Raw genomic sequence first — 19,694 nt, 5'->3', positions numbered from 1 at the left:
TGAAACCATGAAGGAGCTTTTACTGGATCAATTTCTAGCAAATGCAAATGACCATAGCTGGTATTTGTCTTATCAAGAAGTAGTAGAAGATGTTGATGAGGGGCTAGCCTTTCAAAAGCCTAATCAGACGAGCCATAGCATTGCTGAGTTAACCCAGCACCTCATTTATTGGAATACGATTTGGCAGCAACGCTATCGCAATGGCGATGTTAATCAGGTCAGTTCTGTTGAGGATAACAAGGAGAGCTTTAAGGTTGATGGACAGATTACCTTTTCAAAGCTAAAACAAAACTTATTAACTATTTTATTAGACTGGCAAGAGCTTTTGAAGGATAGTGCTAGATTGAATAGCCCAGTTAACGGTTTTCCAGTTGAAGCGCAGTGGTGGATGGTGATGGCCAATGCCACTACTCATAATGCTTATCACATTGGGCAGATCGCTTACATTAAAAAAATGTATAGTAAGTAACCTCTGAGCATATTAGCAATTTACAATCATTTTTTGCAAATGAATGTGAGTATAATGATTATCATAGGAGGTGCTTATTATGGCAAATATCGAACACTTACAAAAAATCAATACTTCAATTGACTTGATCTATCAAGCGTTAACGACAGAAGAGGGGCTAGCAAATGTGTGGACAAACTCACTGTCAGTTACCAACGAAGTTAACGGCTTTAGCTCATTTTACTTTGGTGGGGAAGACCGGGTTAAAGTAAGAATAATAGAATTAAAACCTGACGAACTAGTGAGCTGGGAGTGTGTAGCTTCTGATGAAGAGCCAGAATGGATCGGGACGACAATAACCTTTGAATTGTACAAGCAAGAGAACCACGCAGTTGTTGAACTTACGCATGCGGGTTGGCAAGAGGTATCTAGCTGTTATCGCTATTGTAATTATAACTGGTCGATGTTCTTGCAGAGCTTAAAACATTATTGTGAAGAAGGTAAAGGTGCTCCCTATCAAGCATAATGAATTAGAAAAAATAATAAAATAATGTGCACATAAGTATAGTAGGAGGAAAGAAGTTTGAATGTTGCAGAAGCTATGCTTATTAATGTCAAAGATGCAGTATTAATGGGGACTTTATATAAACCCGCTAATCTGACTACATATCCAGTTACAGTTATTCTACATGCCGCTAATCTAGGTGAACGTAAAAGTAAGTTCTATGTTCATTTGAGAGAAATGCTCACAAGTTCTGGGATGGGTGTCTTTATCTACGATCGCAGGGGTAGTGGAGAATCAACTGGCACTTTTAAAACGTGTAGCTTTTATGATTTAGCTGATGATGCGCTAGCAGCTATAGCTATGCTGAAAAAGAAAGAAGAAATAAAAGCTATTGGCTTGTATGGCATTAGTCAAGGCGGCTGGATTGCTTCTTTAGTGGCATCACGGGGCAAGGATGTCACCTTCTTAATAATGGTGTCAACACCCGCCGTTTCTCCTGCTAAACAGATGATTTATGCTGCCGCTTGCTCGTTAACGGAAGCGGGCTTCTCAGAAAAGGTTATTCAAGAAGCAACAAGCTTACGAGAAATGGTCGATAGATATTTTAGAGGACATCTAGAGAAAGAAGACGTTCAAGCTGCCTTAAAGAAAAGGCTTGCTGAGGATTGGTATGCTCATGCGTACCTACCTTTAAATGCAACGTTACCTGCGAAGGTAACTGAGTCGAAATGGTATTATGAGCTTGATTTTCAGCCCCTCGATTGTTTTAATACCATCACTGTTCCTTCCTTGTTTATCTTTGGTGAGAAGGATATTTATGTTCCTGTTCAAGTAAGTATTAAATTATTTAAAGAAACAACTAAAGGTAAAGAGGCGACATTTTTAAGCTATCTAGATGTTGATCATTTTATGAATGAAGACTTAAACGGCATCTCCAGAATGTATCAGTCTGATCTTATTGCTTGGCTTAGTCCACTAACTATTTAATTCAACTACGGATATGCAAGAAGGTGAGCTTAATTACTCACCTTCTCCTTCCACTTGCCCATCTTCTTGGTCATTAATGCTGTTAGCTCTTCTTCTGAATCCGATAACGTGAAAAACAAGGCAAATGCAATTAACATTACATCAACACATTCCTCTTTGACATCATTAAGCCCAAGCTCTTTATAGGCATTGCCGCTTGCTTTCACATAAGACAGGATTGCCTGCGAGACCTCACCAGATTCTTCGGAAAGCTTCAAACCCATCTGCTCCAATGTTTTTTTCTCTAGCGCACTCATTTGTTTAATCTGTTGAATAAGTTTTTCCACTTTGATGTCCCCTTTGTTAGGTAATGATAATGGTCGGAGCCAGCCAGAATACTTAAGCGTAATCAGTCGCTAGCCCGATTTAAACCTGAACTTTTTTTGTTAGTCTATATGTAGAATAGCAGAATTTAGTAGTGAGGTGAAGCGTAAGAACCTCATCGCTTCGCCTTATCTTAGAGCTAAACTGGAATGCATCAAACAATTGGAGGTTTTAAGATGATTGGTGACTTAAAGAAAGCAATTGGACAAGGTAATACGGCTGATGTGTACGTGCAAGAAGATAGGGTTATTAAGTTGTATAAGTCTCATTTTTCGGAAGAAATTGCTACATATGAAGAAAGTAAATTAGCGTTTGCCTATCAAAAGGGCCTCCAAGTACCAAAGCCGTTAGGGATTAATAAAATAGATGGCAAAATTGCACTGCTCATGGCATTTGTTGAAGGAAAAACACTTGGTCAGCTTATTGAGACCGATATGGACTTGCTTGATCATTATTTAGGAGTGTCAATTGATGTTCAACAAAAGATGCATGCGATTAATGCAGTTGGCTTGGAGCCGATGGCGGATAAATTAGCACGGCAAATTAAGTCCGCAGGTTTGTTAACAGACTCTGAAAAGACAGCTCTCTTAATGCAATTAAATAGTAAACCAATGGAAAATAAACTTTGTCATGGTGATTTTCACTGTTATAATTTAATAGAAGGAAAGACAGGGGTTACGATTATTGATTGGCTTGATGCAAGTGCTGGACAACCGCTTGCAGACGTGTGTCGTACGTATCTTTTATATGGCGGGTTTGCGCCGGCCGTTGCGGAATGTTACTTGACACTTTATTTAGGAAAAACAGCACATAAGCAAGCTGATATTTTAATTTGGTTGCCCATTATTGCTGGTGCCAGATTATCTGAATCGCTGCCAGAATCGGAGCAAGATAGGCTTGTGCAAATTGTCCGGGCTCACCTGTTAAACACTTAAGCTTTAATAGCCTCACTAATAATCGCAATTTAGAATAAGTTTTCAGATTTAAAAAACAGTAAAGTTAGGATAGCTATTTTTTTGGGGGGCTTATTGATGCGTCGAGTTATTTATTCACAAATGGTGTCACTAGATGGTTTTATTGAAGGACCTGTAGGAGAGATTGATTGGGGTGTACCAGATGATCAATTATTTGCCTTTATTAATCAGCAGGAGCTGACAGTTGATACACACCTGTATGGGCGACGCACTTATCAAAATATGGCGAGCTATTGGCCAGAGCAAGAGCATAATCCTAGTGCATCAGCTTCTGAACAGGCTTTTTCGCGTCAATGGCAACAGGTGAAAAAGCTGGTGTTCTCAACAACATTAACCGAGGTAAGCTGGAATAGCAAGCTTGTTAGTCATTCTATTAAACAAGCTGTACAACATGAGAAAATGATGCCAGGTGGAGACCTCCTTTTAGGTGGAGCAGGAGTAGCTGGATCATTTATGGAAAATGATTTAATTGATTGTTATCATCTCTATGTTCATCCTGTCATACTTGGAAGTGGCAAACGATTTTTCCCAAATATACCCGAGTTAAAGCAGCTTAACCTTGTCGATCATAAAGCATTTCAATCAGGTGTTGTATTCTTGGGTTATCAGCGAGCTGATGTAAATGGCTAAACTCATTTCACAGTTAGTTGTGTCATTAGATGGTTATTATTGTGGGATAAATAATAAGATTGATTGGCATATTATTGATGACGACTACAACAGCTATGCAAAGAAATTACTACAGGATGCTCAATGTCTATTGATGGGACGTCGTACATTTAAATTGATGGAGCAATTCTGGCCGACGCATGAAGCAAGGACCGCCTCACCTGAAATTGCAAAAGAAATGAATCGTTTGCCTAAGTTTGTCCTTAGCCAAACCTTAACGAATACGAATTGGCCGCAAACAGAGATTATCGCAACACCGATCGTTAAAACTGTTGAGCAATTAAAGCAACAACATGAAGATGCTATTTTATTATTAGGTAGTGGTCAATTGGTTCGTTTGCTAACCCAGCACCAACTAATTGATGAATACCAACTAATGATTACCCCGGTCTTGATTGGGGGAGGAAAATCGGCTTTTCGGGATATGGCCACAACCGTTTCACTAAACTTAATAGAAGCAAAAGCTTTTGCGTCAGGCAATGTCCTGTTACGCTATCAAGCGAATAAAAAGTAAAGGGGTGCAACACATGGAAGAATTAAACCAAGAGCAGTGGGCGATTGACGCGAAAGGTTTAGTAAAGGTTTTTGGTAAAAATCGCGCAGTCGATGGTGTCGACTTGAAGGTGAAAAAAGGCACAATTTATGGTGTGCTAGGTCCGAATGGAGCAGGTAAAACAACAACGATTCGAATGCTAACCACTTTATTAAAACCAGATGGCGGTTCTGCTGAGGTATTGGGCTATAATATTATTGATGATGCTAATCAGGTGCGCCAACGTATTAGCTTAACTGGTCAGTTTGCCTCATTGGATGAGGATTTATCAGGCATGGAGAATATGGTGATGATTGGTCGGTTATTTGGCTTTTCGAGAAGGGAAGCGAAGAAGCGGGGCGAAGAATTACTAACCGCATTTGATCTTTTTGATGCAGCTAAACGTCAGGTTAAGAATTATTCTGGAGGCATGAGGCGACGTCTCGATATTGCTGCCAGTATTATTGTTTCACCAGACTTGTTATTTCTCGATGAACCAACAACCGGACTTGACCCGAGAAGTCGAAACCAAGTATGGGATATTATTCGATTACTCGTAAAAGCTGGAACAACCGTCCTATTAACAACACAATATTTAGATGAAGCTGATGAGCTAGCTGATCGTATTGCGGTTATTGATCATGGTAAGGTTATTGCTGAAGGAACCAGTGGTGAGCTAAAGGCTTCGATTGGTAGTGGCAAGCTACATGTGAGGGTATATGACCCAGAGGTAAGGGCGCATGCCGCGCAGGTGCTGGAACAAACCATTCAAACAAAGGTACTGCTTGGCACGGACCCTCTTGTGTTAACGGCTCAGGTCTCTGATACCAAGCTTGTTTCAAAGGCATTACTTGCATTTGAGGATGCTAACATTAACATTAGTGATTTCTCGCTTGGCCAGCCAAGCCTTGATGAAGTCTTCTTAACATTAACGGGCAAACCAGCAGATGATCAAACGAAAGAGGAGGCGGCAGGATGAGTAACATTACACAAGCAGAAGCGATTGAAAAAGCACTATCGAATCGTGTACGACCGAAAAAAGCAAGTGCATTGTCTGCGTGCTTGACCTTCAGTGGGCGGATGCTGTTAAGAATAAAGTATGTTCCTGAGCAATTATTCGATATCACAATGTTTCCTATTATTCATTTACTAATGTTTACCTACTTATTTGGCGGGGCAATTGCTGGCTCAACGGCAACGTACTTGCAATTTGTTTTGCCTGGTATTCTGGTTATGACAGTGGTGATGATCACCATGTATACTGGCATTGAATTAAATAATGACATCAAGAAGGGGATCTTTGATCGCTTTCGAACCCTACCAATTTGGAATCCATCTGTTTTAGTGGGTGCATTAATGGTTGATTTAGTCCGTTATTTAATTGCATCGACAATAATGCTTGTGCTTGGCTATATTTTAGGTTTTCGTGCTGAAGCTGGCTTCGGAGGTATTTTATTAGGGCTGGCAATTCTATTGCTGTTCGCCTTTAGTGTCTCTTGGATTTGGACGACATTGAGCATGATTATGCGTTCGGAAAAATCGCTAATGGCAGCCAGCATGATGATTCTTTTTCCAGTAACTTTTGTCAGTAATGTATTTGTCGCACCTGAGACAATGCCAAGATGGTTAGAGGCTTTTGTTGGCGTTAATCCAGTTTCGTTCTTGGTACGCGCAGTTCGTGGCTTTATGGAAGGAACGCCAGATTATCAAGCTGTGCTCTGGGTCAGCATCATCTCACTTGGTTTAATCATTATTTTTGCGCCATTGACGATGTATCTTTATAAAAGGAAGTAAATGGATTAATAACCGTTAGATGAGGCTATCTTTGTCCACGGTCTTGCTTTATTAACTTTTCTTTCAAGTGAAGTGAAGAATAGCCGACACTATAAATCAGAAAGAGCTATTCGAATCTATTCATCGTGATAAAATCGATTTGGCCGACCAGATATTTGTCATTGATGTTAATCGATTCATCGGAAAGAGTACGAGAGAAGAAATTGACTATGCTCATCGTAAAGGGAAGCCAGTTCAGTATTATTCAGAAGAGTGGAGGTATTTAGGATGTACGATCGAATTAGTTATCAGCCGCCTGAACCACAGGCCTATATCGACTTACGAGTAGCGGCTGGGATGAGTACTAAATCACTCGAAGCAGCAAGGGTTGGCTTACAGCATGCTTTGTTTACCGTCTGTATATATGATCAAGATCAATTAATTGGTCTAGGGCGCATTATCGGTGATGGTGGTACTGTTTTTCAAATTGTTGATGTTGTTGTCAAGCCGGATTATCAAGGCAAGGGACTTGGCAAAACCATTATGAAGGAATTGACAGTGTATCTTGATCACCATACATATGTAGGGTCTTATGTGAGTTTAATCGCTGATGTTCCAGCTGACCGTCTCTACCAACAATTTGGCTTTAATTACACGGCCCCCCGTTCACAAGGAATGTACAAAATGTATAAAAACGCCCAGGACACTTTTTAAATTTAAGGAAAGTAGCGAAATTGATTTACATCAAGAAACAAATCCTTTATAATTGATAATGATTATCAGTATCGTTATTCTAAGGAGCGGTTAGCATGGAACATAATGAGCTATTTGATGTAACCATAATTGGCGGAGGACCTGCTGGGTTATTCTCTGCTTTCTATAGTGGTCTTAGAGATTTGAAGACTAAAATTATTGAATTTCAGTCAGTTTTAGGCGGTAAAGTAAATGTCTATCCCGAGAAAATGATTTGGGATGTTGGTGGTATGCCACCATTACTAGGTGAACAGCTCATTAAGCAAATGACACAGCAAGGTTTAACCTTTGCTCCAGAAGTTGTTTTAAATCAAAAAGTAACAACGATTAATCAGCAGGAAGATAAGCTGTTTGAAATAACAACAGAATCAGGACAGGTACACTATTCTAGAACAATTATTCTAGCTATTGGTGGTGGAATTTTAAAGCCACAGCGTATTGAGATAGAAGGTGCAGAAAAATTTGAATCAACCAATCTAAGTTATAAAGCGAAGTCATTAAAAGCCTATAAAGGCAAAAAAGTATTAATTTCAGGTGGTAAACATACCGCGGTTGATTGGGCCAACGCACTTGTGCCAATTGCAGAAGAGGTTCATGTTATCTATCGTAACGATGCGTTTAGTGGTCATGAAGCACCAATAAGACAACTGCTGGAAAGTAGTGCGAACTGTTATTTTCATACCACGATCTCAAAGCTGATTGCAGACAATGATGGCAATACAATTAAAGAGGTTGAGCTATTTAATAGTCAAGCTAATGAAGTGCAAATGCTTGAGGTAGATGAAGTGTTGATTAATCATGGCTACGATCGAGAAGCAGAGCTGCTTAATCATAGTGAGATTAAAATCGATCGAATTGAGGATTTTTACGTGTCGGGTACGGCACATGGTCAGTCATCTTTAGACGGTGTTTACGCAGCAGGTGATATTCTGAAATTTGATGGCAAGCTTCATTTAATTGCAGGTGCATTTCAAGATGCAGCGAATGCGGTCAATCAAGCTAAGCAATACATTACGCCAGAAGCAGACGAATATGCGATGGTTTCTTCTCATAATGATCACTTTAAAAAACGAAACAAGAAACTCATTGAACAAATGATGCAGTAAGCTAAAATTTAAAAAAACGGCTCGAGTCGACATTAACATCGACATGATCCGTTTTTTTATGGAGAAAATCCGGTGTTATTTTAGTTGTTTAGGAGGCAACAGCAACCTTAAGCCATTTAATATAACAACTAAAGTACTTCCTTCATGAAAGATAATTCCAATAGCGATATCTGTTTTGCCTAAAAAGTTTAAGGTAACTAGTGTTACCACAACAAACAGTGAGAAGAAAATATTCTGCCAAATAACTTTATTCATTTTCTGTGCTAACCGATGTGCATAGACAAGCTTCGATAAATCATTCTTCATTAAAACAAGATCAGCAACATCAATGGCTACATCTGTCCCTTCTCCCATTGCAATACCGACGTCTGCTGTTACTAAAGCAGGTGCGTCATTAATGCCATCACCTAACATTCCTGTTGAGCCATAGCGCTCTTGCTGTTGCTTAACAATTGTGGCTTTATCCTCTGGCATAACATTCGCAACAACTTCATCAATTCCTACCTGATTTCCAACAGCTTCCCCAGTGGCAACTGCATCACCAGTAATCATGGTTGTGTGAATTCCTTGTTCCTTAAAGTAGGCAATTGCAGGCTGTGCCTGCTCATTTGGAACATCCATTAGGGCAATTAAGCCAATGACAACGTCATCCTGAGCGACATAAACAACAGTCTTTCCATCGGATGCGTATGCCTGTTGTTTGTTTTGAAAGGTTGTTGAAACGTCAGTAAAAGAATCTGGTTTACCAATGCGATAATTAATGCCATTATATCGTGCTGTTAACCCTTTACCAATTTCATTTTCGACCGTTATATCTAGCCGAGTATTGTTAGTAAATTTGTTGATAATTGCTGTTGCTAATGGATGATTGGACTGCTTTTCCATAGCTACAATAACTTCTAAAATAGCCGCTTCATCAACATTTTTGCTAAAATCATAATTTGTGACCACTGGCTTTCCATTAGTTAGTGTTCCAGTCTTGTCAAAGGAAATTGCCTTTAGTTCAACAATCTTAGATAGATATGCACCGCCTTTAACAAGCACGCCTCTTTTTGCCAGGTTAGATATGGTTGATAATGTGGTTGGTACGGCACTGGCAGCAAGCGCACAAGGTGATGCCGAAATTAAGAAGACTAACCCGCGGTACAAGCTTAAATTCCAGGTCCATCCGAAAAGGTATGGTCCTGATAAAATAACAAGTGGTAGTAAAACTAAAACAACTGTGACATAGATCGGCTCTAGCTGTTTAATTAATGTAGCTGTCTTAGTCAAACTTCCTTGCGCTTGATCCACCATTTGTAAAATTTTCGCAAATACGGTATCTTTACTATCCTTGGTGACCTCCATGGTAAAACTACCCGAACCGTTAATCGTACTACCAAACACTTCATCTCCAGAGGATTTCTCTTTGGGCATGCTCTCGCCGTTAATTGCTGATTCATCAACTGAAGTAACCCCATTGATAATAATGCCATCAGTCGGAATTTGGTCACCATTTAAGACCTGTAAGATATCCCCAACCTTTACCTCTTCAACCTGAACAATTTTAGTGCTTCCGTTAGTTAAGATTAACCGGGCTTCGGTTGGATTCATCTTTAATAGGTTAGTAATTTCGCGCTTGCTTTTACCGTCAGCATACTCCTCTAGAAAATGGGCTGCGGCAAAAATTACAATTAAAAGTGCACCTTCTTCAAAATTCCCAATCGCTACAGCTCCGGCTGTCGCTAATGTCATCAGGAAATGAATGTTTGGCGTGAATTTTTTTCGTCTTCTCGTGTCTGTAAATGTATCGCCAAAACCCTCACCAATGATATGATAGCCAGCGGTTAGAATTGCCGCGGCAAAAAATAAATTTGCGATAAGCATACTGCTGCTTTCAAAGACAAACCCAAGCGCAAAAGCGACTAGGCCAATAAAAAACATAATAACTGGCAGGTTACCATGATCGTGATTATGGCCATGTCCGTGATCATGATCATGGTTGTGGTGGCTATCTTTTTTACATGCCGTTCCCATGATGTTTCTCATCCCTTCACTAATTAATATTGTTATATGAACACATAATCATATTTACATGTTTAGTATATGTGATTATGAATTATTCGTCAATATTTTTTCAAAAAAATGATAAATTATTCGTGGTTGCTTAAAAAAATCCTGTCCAATAAGCTATGCTCAAAAATAATAACGTGAAACGGCGTTCGTAACAGTTTTATTCTGTTGCTTTTTTAACTAAACACAATAACAGCTTGTTATAAACTGCATTAAGATCTGCGGGTACAAAATACTTAAAGTTTACCAGCGCGTGATCGTAACGTATAGCTAAATAATTGCCAAGTAGTCCTTTTTTCTTTTTTAGCATACTAATTTTTTGATAGTAATATGGAACAACTCGACCATTTCTGTTAAACGAATTAAAAGCAAATAGCATTTTCTCATTCGTTAACACTAACCTGCCCAAGTATTGCTTTTTTCCGGCTAAGTGAATTTCAACCGTACAAACTGCACTTAAAACAATCTCCTCGTCCATATGCAGGTGCTTTAATAAATGGTTTTTATTCCTCATGTCCTTACTCCTTGTTTTCTAATCGGGCAAAGGCGACAATGTTTCCTTGATCGCAGGATTGAAATTGATGCTTTTGATAAAAATGCCTTACCCTACTATCCTCTTCAGTTAAAAGGACCTTTTGTCGGACATTATGAAATTGTCGTAATATCTGTTCGATCAGCTGCGTGCCAATCCCATTATTCTGATAGCTAGGTTGAACGAGAATATCTTGAATATAGATGATCGTTAGCCCATCACCAACTACTCGAATAAGACCAACAAGCTTGTCCTTATCCCAAGCTGTCACTACAGATAATGAGTTGGCAATTGCTTTCATAAGTTGCTCAGGCTCGCTTGTGTAAGCAGTCCAACCTAGTCTGTTATATAATTCCAGTACCTGATCTTGGTTTAGTTGTTTTGTTTGCTTTAAGATAATCATTGCGCGCACCTTCTTAACTAGATTTGCTTCATGCTAAAATTAGTTTATCATAAACACTAGTGAGAGGGGCTGATATTTTTGGAAGAAATCGTTAAGCGATCAAAACAGCTTTATACAATGAAATCATTGAAAAGAGATCTTGCCAAGCTTGGTGTGAGAAAAGGTAGTGTCCTGTTGGTCCATGCCTCATTGTCTAAGATAGGTTGGGTAAACGGGGGAGCCGTTGCGGTTGTTGACGCTTTAATAGAGGCGGTGGGTTCAACGGGTACGATCGTGATGCCAACTCAAAGTGCCGATTGGAGTGACCCTGCTAATTGGCAAAATCCACCGGTACCGAAGGAGTGGTGGAGAGAAATTCGTGCAACGATGCCCGCTTACGATCCAGCTAAAACACCAACAAGTGGTATGGGTAAAATTGCAGAGTTATTTCGCACATATCCTGCAGTCCGCAGAAGTGCGCATCCCACAGTATCGTTTGCTGCGTGGGGCAAATTACGGGAGCAAATTATTAATAATCATCAATTAAATAATGGTCTAGGCGAGGGTTCGCCACTTGCCCGCCTCTATGAGTGTGATGCACAAGTGCTGTTCATTGGCACAACCTATGAAACAAATACAGCTTTTCACTTAGCGGAATACCGTGCACCACACCAAATTGAAACAAGAGGTGCAGCACTACTTGAAAATGGCAAGCAGGTTTGGAAGAACTACCACGATATTGTTTATCGAGATAATTGCTTCTTAGCATTGGGTGAGCAATTTGAACAAATGGCTCAGGTTAACAAGGGGTTAATTGGTCAAGCTGAATCACGTCTGTTCTCAATAGTTGAAGCGGTTGACTTTGCTGAACACTATTTTACAAAGGACAAGTAAATTTTTCAGAAGAAATAATTAGTTACGTTTAGTAGTAGCATTTAAAGCTTAGAAAATAACCATATAAACAATTCAAAGAATTGTACTATCTAAAGAGCCAGAAGATGTAGCCAAGTTCGATTTTTTTCTTACTTCTAAGAATGCCGATTAAAGCACAAGTTAGTCCGAGTTAATAGCTAGTCGTGTTGAGTTTAGCTAGTACTTATGACAATAGCGCCCATACTTTAAAAAGTATGGGCGCTATTGTGTGTTTACCAGATATTTTTTTTACCAACAGGTCGCATCTTTTTATACTCTTCATAAAAGTGGACGGCAATTGTTTTAATAACAGCATAAGCAGGGACAGCCAGGATAAGGCCTACGAAGCCAACTGTTGCTCCGGCTGCTAGAATAATGACAACGACCGTTAACGGATGGACTTTCAAAACCTTCCCCATAATATTAGGTTCAATTAAATTACTTTCAACCTGTTGGGCGACAATCATGACGACGGCTGTCCAGACACCGACCATCGGATCCTGAAAAAAACCAACAATGACTGCTGGAATAGCCGAGACCCAAGGGCCAATATAAGGGATAAAATTCATAAACAGCGCAAATACTGCAAAGATCAAGGCATAATCAAGCCCAACGATTAAGTAGCCAATTAGTAGCATGATCCCAACACTTAGACTAACGAGTGCTTGAGCTTGAATGAATGAACCAAGAGAATCATTTATATTGTTAAGTAAACGCGCTAAGCTTTCACCTTTGGATTTACTAAAGAAGCTGGTCACATAAGGGACAAACGACTCACTATCCTTCAACATAAAGAACAGAAAAAACGGAATTAGCACAAATGAAACCAGAAAGCTAACAAACGCACCTAAGAAGCTAAATAAGGAGGTCGCAATATTTTCTGTGTAATTTCCCAGGTTGTTGATAAAGTCATCAATGGTTTCCTGAATACCTGCTGGAATAAATTCTTGCCCATTACGCCACATGGCAATTAAATCCTCACCCCAGCTTTGGATCGCTGGCCAATTTTGAATTAGGCTATTGATTTGTTCCTGAATAGGTGGAATTATAAAATATATATTTAAGAAGATAACGACAATAAGCACGAGAAATACAATTAATATTGCTAAAAGTCGTGGGATTTTAAACCGTTCAAGTAAATTCAGTAATGGTTTGGTAATGTAATAAAAGAAACCAGCACCAATAAGTGGTACTGCCACTGAAGCAAGGACTGCTCCTATCGGTACGAAAACAAAGCGCGTTAAGCTGAGTAAAAAAATTAAAGTAAATGTTAAGATCGCGAAGATAAGAAAGCGAAAAACTTTGTTTTCGGTCATTCAATCAATTCCTTCCATGTTAGCATCTGTGTTATTCTCTATAACATTACCTTTTTTAACAGATTATAAACCCATATTGGCTGAAGATTAACTGGCAGTTTAATCTAATGAAAATAGGGTAATTACATAATAATGTAGATTGGGGGAACAAAAATAATGAAGAAGCTATTGTTATTATTTATATTGTCTCTTTTAGTGGTAGCTTGTGGAACAGCTGAGGATGAAGACACGTCTGAACCTGGTAATGGTCAAGGTGATGAAGTGATAACGGATCCTGTTCCAGAGCCGGATGAATCTGATGATCCAGAAGAACAAGCACCTGAGTATGAACCAATAATGCGTGAAGGAACGCTAATACCAATCATAAATGTTGTTATGATCGAGGAACAGGGTCAGGATTATTTAACTGTTACATTAGAGCATACTGAAGAAGAACTTTCACAAGAGGAGCAATTGATGAGGGCGCTTGTAGCAAGTGATCAAACAGGTTATCAGTCTTTTCAGGAGCTATTAGAGGTGACCGTTGAGGATTCTATTGCTACGCTCGTTTTTTCGGAGGAGCACATGCTTGCAAGCTTGGCATCAACAGAATCGTTGCACCTTAATCAAATGCTTACGCGTTTAGGTGCTTGGTACGGTATAGATGAGCTGGTTTTTTATGTGCATGACGAACCTGGTATTGACTATGGACAAATGGGAAATATTGAATCGCTACCTCTTGAAATAGAGCATAATCGAGGCTATGCAAGGCTAACTGAATCAGAAGCGGATACTGATCAAGCGGTATATGTACCGTTTTACCAGCTCGATCAAACGATAACGGCGGAAAGTGAGTTTGAGGATGTTATTGAAGCTATGACTGAAAATCAAACTGACTTGTTTATTTCAGCTATCCCTACAGATATTACGATAGAGGATGTAAGTGTTGAAGGGGAGGAAGCCGAAATAAGCTATCGTGCTAATAATTTAGCGTCAATTGAAGATTTTTATCAATTAATTGAAGGGGTTGTCCGGGATTATGAATATCGTTCGATTCATCTTGTTAATGAAGCAGAGCTTACCATTACTACTATAACAATTAGATAAAGAAAATGAACTGGCGGATACTCGATAAGTATTTGCCAGTTTTTTTGTTGATTTGTAGTAAAATAGAGTGAAAGCCAAACAAAAGAGGGGTGTCGTCTATGAAACCGGTCATTTATCCTGAAGGAGATCATGCTATCCATATTCGCTTTAAAGCACAAATTGACCCAGCCCTAAATGCCAGGGTACATGACCTAACAGCACGATTACGAACGGCAGCAATTATAGGAGTACAGACAATTATTCCGTCGTTCAGAACAATAACGGTGGTATACAATCCTCTTCTAATTAAGCTTGCGAAGCTGATAAGTCAAGTGGAGCCCTTACTTAAAATTGATTTAAGTACGTCAGCTAAGCCCAAAAAGATTATTACGATTCCCGTTTGTTACGATAAAGCTTTTGCTTATGATTTAGCGGAGCTTGCGAATTATAATAAACTTTCAATAGATGAAGTCATTAAACGTCATAGTCAGACCAACTATTTAATTTACTTGCTTGGTTTTTTGCCTGGTTTTGCTTACTTGGGTGGACTAGACCCACAGTTGGCGATGCCACGCTTAGATAGCCCGCGTGTAAAGATCCCAGCTGGCTCTGTCGGTATCGCTGGTCATCAAACAGGGATATACCCTGTTGAATCACCAGGAGGCTGGCGCATAATTGGTCGAACCCCAATCGAGCTTTTTTCAATGGAGCGAGAGCAACCCATGTTATATGAGCCTGGAGATTACATGCGCTTTATTCCAATTGATAAAAATCAGTATCACACAATTTCTCGCGCGGTAAAACATAATCAGTACCAATGTGAAATTGTTTGGGAGGAAAGGTAAATGGGTTTAAAAGTAATTAAATCTGGTGTACATATTACCGTGCAGGATTTTGGACGAATCGCCCATCAGCATTTAGGTTTCTCAGTTGCTGGGGCAATGGATCGACAAGCTTTAGAGTTAGCTAATCGACTCGTTCAGAATACGATAGATGAGGCTTGCCTAGAAATTATGTTAACAGGGGGAACCTTTTTATTTACTAAGTCTACGGTAATAGCCATTACTGGGGCAGATTGTCAACCCAAGCTCAATGATGTGTCTATTGCAATGTATGAATCAATCATAATCCGGGCTGGTGATGAGTTAGCAATCGGTTATCTTGTGGATGGCCGCTTTTCTTATTTATCCGTTCAAGGTGGCTTTGTACTTGACGCTGTGTTAGGAAGTCGATCGACAAGCATACGCTATCAGTTGGGTGGCTATCAGGGACGTGCACTCCAACCCGGGGATCAACTGCAAATTAGGGAAAGTGGACAGGACGGAAGTTTGCCCGAATTGACATGTAAGCATGACACTTTAAATAAGGATCACCCATTACGAGTCCGTTATCTTGCCAGTGCTGATCTTGACTATTTTTCAATAGGGAAATTAGCGGATTTTGAACAGATGTCTTTTCATATTTCAGCTCAGGCAGATCGAATGGGGTATCGTTTAATCGCTCCTAATGATCGTCTTGCTCATGAGCATACGATGATTTCAGAAGCAACTGTATGTGGTGCGATTCAAATCCCGCCTAATGGTCATCCGATTGTTTTATTAATGGATCGTCAAACAACGGGAGGCTACCCAGTCATTGGGGTGGTGGCATCAGTTGATTTGCCGAAGCTTGTTCAATGTTCAGAACGTGTACCGATTAACTTTACCAGAATTACAGTGGAAGAAGCGCAACTGCTGATAGAAGAACAAGCGCAATTAAATCAATCCGCTATAAAACCTAAAGCGGGCTTGGCGTGTGTTGATCAAGTGAAGCAATTAATTGAAGTTGTCGAGGGGGCACAGCTTAGTGCGTTTACCTACCAGGACAAAAAAGGGGTAAGGATAAAATTATCTATGCGTAACGTTAAGGGGGCTAGAAATTATGATAAAAAAAGTTGATCTAAATAGTGACTTAGGTGAAAGCTTTGGGCGTTATCACTTAGGCGATGACCCAGCTATATTAACTATTGTCTCATCAGCAAACATTGCTTGTGGCTTTCATGCGGGAGACCCAGTTACGATGGCTAACACTGTTAGGCTGGCCGAACAACTCGGTGTCGAGATTGGAGCGCACCCTGGTTTACCTGATCGCGTTGGATTTGGTCGCAGAGTGATGATGCTCAGTCCTGAAGAAGCAAAAGCTGATCTAAAGTATCAGCTGGGTGCCTTGATGGCTTTTACTAAGAATAACAAGGTCCACCACATAAAGCCACATGGTGCACTTTATAATCAGGCTGCAACAGATCTAACGCTAGCTGTTGCTCTTTGTGAAGGTGTAAAGGAAGTGGATTCGGAGATTATTATTTATGGTTTAGCAAATAGTGCGTTAATTGAGGCTGCTAAGCTGCTGTCCTTAAGCTATGCACAGGAAGTATTTGCTGATCGACATTATAATCGCGATGGTAGCCTTGTACCAAGGAGAGAAGCTGGTGCCCTTATTAATGATGAACAGGTGATTATAGACCGTGTAATTACTATGGTTAAGGAGCGCAGAGTACAAGCAATCGATGGAAGCTGGCTAGCGCTTCACCCTGACACGATTTGTCTCCATGGTGATCATCCAAAGGCAATTAAGCTGGCAAGCAGACTAGCAGGTGCGCTAACAAACGCTGGTATAACAATTGCACCAATTCGTAATTAGAAGAATGTACAACAAGCGCCAGAATAAATTTCTGCCGCTTGTTGTTTACTTATTATTAAAAACTATTCGTTCATAATATCAATAACTTCACCTGTATCGGAATTAACACGATACCAGCCATAAGTAGCTGTATGTGTCTCGCCCTCTCCATGATCAACAACTTCAAACACTTGAATAAGATAATGACCATTCTCATCTTCGCTGTCGACCATGTAATTCATCTCAATACTTGCACCGACCTCTGCATCGAAATAGTCACGAACGCGGGCGATTGCATCCTCTTCAGTCATCTCGCCATTAGAAGTATCATCAGTTTTGTCAGTTGATTCTTGCTCATCATCCTGATCTGGTTGTGATTCTGTTTGGTTTGACTCACGCTCTTCTTCACCCTCATCATTAGTTATAGGATTTTGGGTTTTTTCTTCATTTTCATGTTCTTTACCTTGATTTTGTTCAGCAGTTCGCCCATCAGGTGCGGATTGGCAACCAATAATGAATAGCACGCTGAGTATAAGTAGTAGTTTTTTCATGTTGTTCGCTCCTTGATAAATCCTCTTTTTAGAACATTGCGTTATCTATTATGCTAGTCATTTTAATAAAAGAAGTCAATTGATAATGCTATACTATTTTAAAGGGGAAAATAGACTTGAATGATAAAAAAATGAAATGAATTAATTTAGTTCATTTTTATTTTCTAAGTATAACTATGAAGCGGTAGGTAAGGAGGATAAAGATGAATTATGATGTGATCATTGTCGGAGCGGGTGCAATGGGTCTTGCTACTGGCTATTATTTAACGCAGAAAGGTGTACAAGTTCTGATGCTAGACGCGTATGATCCGCCACACGAGCAAGGGAGCCATGGTGGAGAGACACGATTAATTAGGCATGCCTATGGAGAAGGAAGAGGCTACACCCCTCTAGCGATTCGTTCACAGGGGCTTTGGGATGAGCTTCAGCAATTGGTTAGGCTGCCGATCTTAAAAAAAACAGGCGTGCTAAGCTTTGCTCAGACGGAATCGTCCTTTATCAAAGAAATCCAGGCCAGTGCTCATGACCATCACCTGCCTTTGCAACTGTATAATCATGAGCAGCTTAAACAGAGGTTCGCCGGTTTAAGACTTCCAAAGGCTGAGCATATGGGTTGTTTTGAGCCAAGCTCTGGAGTCCTATATGTTGATCAAGCCCTGCGGTCATACCGTGCACTTGCTATTGAAGCAGGCGCACATTTGAAAGTTAATCATCCCGTTGATCATCTTAAAATTAATAAAGACGATATCATTGTGTATTCACGAGGGAAGGTCTTTACTGGTAAGCAGCTGTTATTGGCGACCGGTGCTTGGCAACCTACATGGTTTAAAACCTTAAATCTTAATGTTAAATTGACGGTGAAACGCCAAATGATTGGTTGGTTTGAAGCAAACGAAGCTTTGTTTGATGCATCTGTTTTCCCCGGTTTTACAGCGGAAACAGAAACTGGTCTTTTCTATGGATTTCCTAGCATTGATGGAAGTGGTGTCAAGGTGGGTCGACACGATTATGGTACTCCAGTTAACCCTAATCACTTTGATCGAGATTTTAGCGCTGCAGACGAAGCTGAGCTACGCTCATTTCTGACTACATGGTTACCAGAGGCAGCCGGCCGACTTATCAAGGGGAAAACGTGCTTATATACAATGACAGAGGATGAAGACTTTGTCATTGATTGTCATCCAGAGCATTCGCATATCTGGCTAGCAGCTGGATTCTCTGGTCACGGCTTTAAGTTTGCAAGTGGGATCGGTGAAAGTTTGGCTGATCGTATGGTTAATAAGACAACCATCCAGGATTTGGCGATGTTTTCGATCAATCGCTTTATTGTCAATGGTTGATTGTGATAAGGGGATGAAGTGGATAGGGCGCTGGTCTATTTTAAAAGGTAGATAAGCCTATTCTAGGGCTCATTAAAATACAATGAAAAAGCTGAATGGAGATAAACGTTATGGGGATTTTTTTAGCAAAACTAACGGATACAGATTATCCAGCATTATTCAGATTCGAACAAGAGAACAGTACCTTTTTTGAACAAATGGTTCCGCCAAGGCCAGAGCAGTACCAACAATTTGCGAGTTTTAAAACGATTCAAGAGGAATTAGTTAACGAACAAGAACAACAACTGTCTGTCTTCTATCTAATTAAGGATGATCAAGGTAACATTCTCGGACGAATAAACATTACCGATATTGATCGAGAAAATAGCAGTGGTCAGCTTGGCTATCGGGTTGGACGAGCATATGCGGGACGAGGGATAGCGACTCAGGCACTTTCCATATTAATTAAAGACCTTAGTGGTGTAAATATTAACAAACTGGAGGCACAAACAACAGCGCATAATATTGGCTCTCAAAAAGTACTGGAGAAGCACAACTTTCAACGCCAGTCTAGCAAAGGTGAGAAAGTGATAATCAATGGGCAAGAAGTCAGCTTTATTTATTATTATTGGTCTGAGGACAATATCGGATAACTATTTCAAAGAATGATCAATAGTTTGTTTTGCTAATTTTTAATGCTATAATGTTGGATAGTAAACACAAAACCGATTTAAGAGGGGGCCTTAAGATTGAGCTATAATTATCAAGCGCCACGTTATTTATTCGTTATTGAGCAG

At 39.9% G+C, this 19,694-nt stretch carries 23 protein-coding genes; 17 read left to right on the top strand and 6 right to left on the bottom strand.

What is annotated here, in order from left to right; genetic code table 11:
• Positions 1 to 7 precede the first annotated feature (7 nt).
• The 3 genes from BM000_RS05085 (at position 8) to BM000_RS05075 (ending at position 1,940) form a co-directional block, all read left to right on the top strand.
• Positions 8 to 469 carry a DinB family protein gene (locus tag BM000_RS05085; RefSeq protein ID WP_091495494.1) on the top strand — a complete coding sequence of 154 codons (462 nt, stop codon included), beginning with the start codon at positions 8 to 10 and terminating at the stop codon, positions 467 to 469.
• 79 nt (positions 470 to 548) lie between these two features.
• Positions 549 to 974, top strand: a complete 426-nt coding sequence (locus tag BM000_RS05080; RefSeq protein WP_091495492.1) for an SRPBCC family protein — start codon at positions 549 to 551, stop codon at positions 972 to 974.
• A 57-nt stretch (positions 975 to 1,031) separates the two neighbouring features.
• The gene (locus tag BM000_RS05075) at positions 1,032 to 1,940 is read left to right on the top strand and encodes an alpha/beta hydrolase family protein (RefSeq protein ID WP_091495490.1); all 909 of its coding nucleotides are present in this window, start codon (positions 1,032 to 1,034) and stop codon (positions 1,938 to 1,940) included.
• A gap of 29 nt (positions 1,941 to 1,969) precedes the next feature.
• Here the strand turns inward: BM000_RS05075 and BM000_RS05070 are convergent, their stop codons facing one another.
• Positions 1,970 to 2,266, bottom strand: coding sequence for a MazG-like family protein (locus tag BM000_RS05070; protein ID WP_091495487.1), 297 nt, complete (start codon positions 2,264 to 2,266; stop codon positions 1,970 to 1,972).
• A gap of 213 nt (positions 2,267 to 2,479) precedes the next feature.
• Between BM000_RS05070 and BM000_RS05065 the strand changes: the two genes are divergently transcribed.
• The 7 genes from BM000_RS05065 (at position 2,480) to BM000_RS05035 (ending at position 8,110) form a co-directional block, all read left to right on the top strand.
• The gene (locus tag BM000_RS05065; RefSeq protein WP_177178211.1) at positions 2,480 to 3,238 is read left to right on the top strand and encodes a phosphotransferase family protein; all 759 of its coding nucleotides are present in this window, start codon (positions 2,480 to 2,482) and stop codon (positions 3,236 to 3,238) included.
• A 96-nt stretch (positions 3,239 to 3,334) separates the two neighbouring features.
• The gene (locus tag BM000_RS05060) at positions 3,335 to 3,907 is read left to right on the top strand and encodes a dihydrofolate reductase family protein (RefSeq protein ID WP_091495483.1); all 573 of its coding nucleotides are present in this window, start codon (positions 3,335 to 3,337) and stop codon (positions 3,905 to 3,907) included.
• On the top strand, positions 3,900 to 4,460 hold the full coding sequence (locus BM000_RS05055) for a dihydrofolate reductase family protein (protein WP_091495481.1): 561 nt from the start codon (positions 3,900 to 3,902) through the stop codon (positions 4,458 to 4,460). Before BM000_RS05060 ends, BM000_RS05055 begins: the two co-directional genes overlap by 8 nt.
• Before the next feature lie 13 nt (positions 4,461 to 4,473).
• Entirely contained in the window at positions 4,474 to 5,457 is a 984-nt protein-coding gene (locus tag BM000_RS05050; protein WP_091495479.1) for an ATP-binding cassette domain-containing protein, read from the top strand.
• Entirely contained in the window at positions 5,454 to 6,272 is an 819-nt protein-coding gene (locus BM000_RS05045) for an ABC transporter permease (RefSeq protein WP_091495477.1), read from the top strand. The genes BM000_RS05050 and BM000_RS05045 overlap by 4 nt, the downstream gene beginning before the upstream one ends.
• A gap of 267 nt (positions 6,273 to 6,539) precedes the next feature.
• The gene (locus tag BM000_RS05040; protein ID WP_091495475.1) at positions 6,540 to 6,965 is read left to right on the top strand and encodes a GNAT family N-acetyltransferase; all 426 of its coding nucleotides are present in this window, start codon (positions 6,540 to 6,542) and stop codon (positions 6,963 to 6,965) included.
• Between the two features lie 95 nt (positions 6,966 to 7,060).
• Positions 7,061 to 8,110, top strand: a complete 1,050-nt coding sequence (locus BM000_RS05035) for an NAD(P)/FAD-dependent oxidoreductase (protein WP_091495473.1) — start codon at positions 7,061 to 7,063, stop codon at positions 8,108 to 8,110.
• Between the two features lie 75 nt (positions 8,111 to 8,185).
• Here the strand turns inward: BM000_RS05035 and BM000_RS05030 are convergent, their stop codons facing one another.
• The 3 genes from BM000_RS05030 to BM000_RS05020 all read right to left on the bottom strand — a co-directional run bounded on the left by BM000_RS05030 (position 8,186) and on the right by BM000_RS05020 (position 11,097).
• Positions 8,186 to 10,126 (bottom strand): heavy metal translocating P-type ATPase, encoded by a 1,941-nt coding sequence (locus BM000_RS05030; RefSeq protein WP_091495471.1) that lies wholly within the window; start codon positions 10,124 to 10,126, stop codon positions 8,186 to 8,188.
• A gap of 196 nt (positions 10,127 to 10,322) precedes the next feature.
• On the bottom strand, positions 10,323 to 10,676 hold the full coding sequence (locus BM000_RS05025; RefSeq protein WP_091495469.1) for a PH domain-containing protein: 354 nt from the start codon (positions 10,674 to 10,676) through the stop codon (positions 10,323 to 10,325).
• 4 nt (positions 10,677 to 10,680) lie between these two features.
• Entirely contained in the window at positions 10,681 to 11,097 is a 417-nt protein-coding gene (locus BM000_RS05020; RefSeq protein ID WP_091495467.1) for a GNAT family N-acetyltransferase, read from the bottom strand.
• 78 nt (positions 11,098 to 11,175) lie between these two features.
• Here BM000_RS05020 and BM000_RS05015 point away from each other — a divergent pair, with 78 nt between their 5' ends.
• Positions 11,176 to 11,970 carry an AAC(3) family N-acetyltransferase gene (locus tag BM000_RS05015; protein WP_091495465.1) on the top strand — a complete coding sequence of 265 codons (795 nt, stop codon included), beginning with the start codon at positions 11,176 to 11,178 and terminating at the stop codon, positions 11,968 to 11,970.
• 251 nt (positions 11,971 to 12,221) lie between these two features.
• Here the strand turns inward: BM000_RS05015 and BM000_RS05010 are convergent, their stop codons facing one another.
• Positions 12,222 to 13,304 (bottom strand): AI-2E family transporter, encoded by a 1,083-nt coding sequence (locus tag BM000_RS05010; RefSeq protein WP_091495463.1) that lies wholly within the window; start codon positions 13,302 to 13,304, stop codon positions 12,222 to 12,224.
• Between the two features lie 156 nt (positions 13,305 to 13,460).
• Between BM000_RS05010 and BM000_RS05005 the strand changes: the two genes are divergently transcribed.
• The 4 genes from BM000_RS05005 (at position 13,461) to BM000_RS04990 (ending at position 17,048) form a co-directional block, all read left to right on the top strand.
• On the top strand, positions 13,461 to 14,390 hold the full coding sequence (locus BM000_RS05005; protein ID WP_091495461.1) for a hypothetical protein: 930 nt from the start codon (positions 13,461 to 13,463) through the stop codon (positions 14,388 to 14,390).
• Positions 14,391 to 14,488: 98 nt separating this feature from the next.
• Entirely contained in the window at positions 14,489 to 15,214 is a 726-nt protein-coding gene (gene pxpB / locus BM000_RS05000; protein WP_091495458.1) for a 5-oxoprolinase subunit PxpB, read from the top strand.
• Positions 15,215 to 16,306, top strand: a complete 1,092-nt coding sequence (locus tag BM000_RS04995) for a 5-oxoprolinase subunit C family protein (protein WP_091495456.1) — start codon at positions 15,215 to 15,217, stop codon at positions 16,304 to 16,306.
• Complete coding sequence (locus tag BM000_RS04990; RefSeq protein ID WP_091495453.1) at positions 16,290 to 17,048, top strand: LamB/YcsF family protein; 759 nt, start codon at positions 16,290 to 16,292, stop codon at positions 17,046 to 17,048. The genes BM000_RS04995 and BM000_RS04990 overlap by 17 nt, the downstream gene beginning before the upstream one ends.
• A gap of 62 nt (positions 17,049 to 17,110) precedes the next feature.
• Here BM000_RS04990 and BM000_RS04985 read toward each other — a convergent pair whose 3' ends face one another.
• A complete protein-coding gene (locus BM000_RS04985) occupies positions 17,111 to 17,578 on the bottom strand; it encodes a hypothetical protein (protein WP_091495451.1) in 468 nt (155 codons plus the stop codon).
• Positions 17,579 to 17,781: 203 nt separating this feature from the next.
• On the opposite strand from BM000_RS04985, the gene solA reads away from it, so the two are divergent.
• Both solA and BM000_RS04975 read left to right on the top strand, forming a co-directional pair.
• Positions 17,782 to 18,918, top strand: coding sequence for an N-methyl-L-tryptophan oxidase (solA, locus tag BM000_RS04980; protein ID WP_091495449.1), 1,137 nt, complete (start codon positions 17,782 to 17,784; stop codon positions 18,916 to 18,918).
• A 110-nt stretch (positions 18,919 to 19,028) separates the two neighbouring features.
• Positions 19,029 to 19,550, top strand: a complete 522-nt coding sequence (locus BM000_RS04975) for a GNAT family N-acetyltransferase (protein ID WP_177178210.1) — start codon at positions 19,029 to 19,031, stop codon at positions 19,548 to 19,550.
• Positions 19,551 to 19,694 lie beyond the last annotated feature (144 nt).

This window comes from Amphibacillus marinus, from assembly GCF_900110345.1.
GTDB lineage: Bacteria > Bacillota > Bacilli > Bacillales > Amphibacillaceae > Amphibacillus_D > Amphibacillus_D marinus.
The sequence above is the reverse complement of the archived record's forward strand: the minus strand, read 5'-3'. Positions and strand labels throughout refer to the sequence as shown.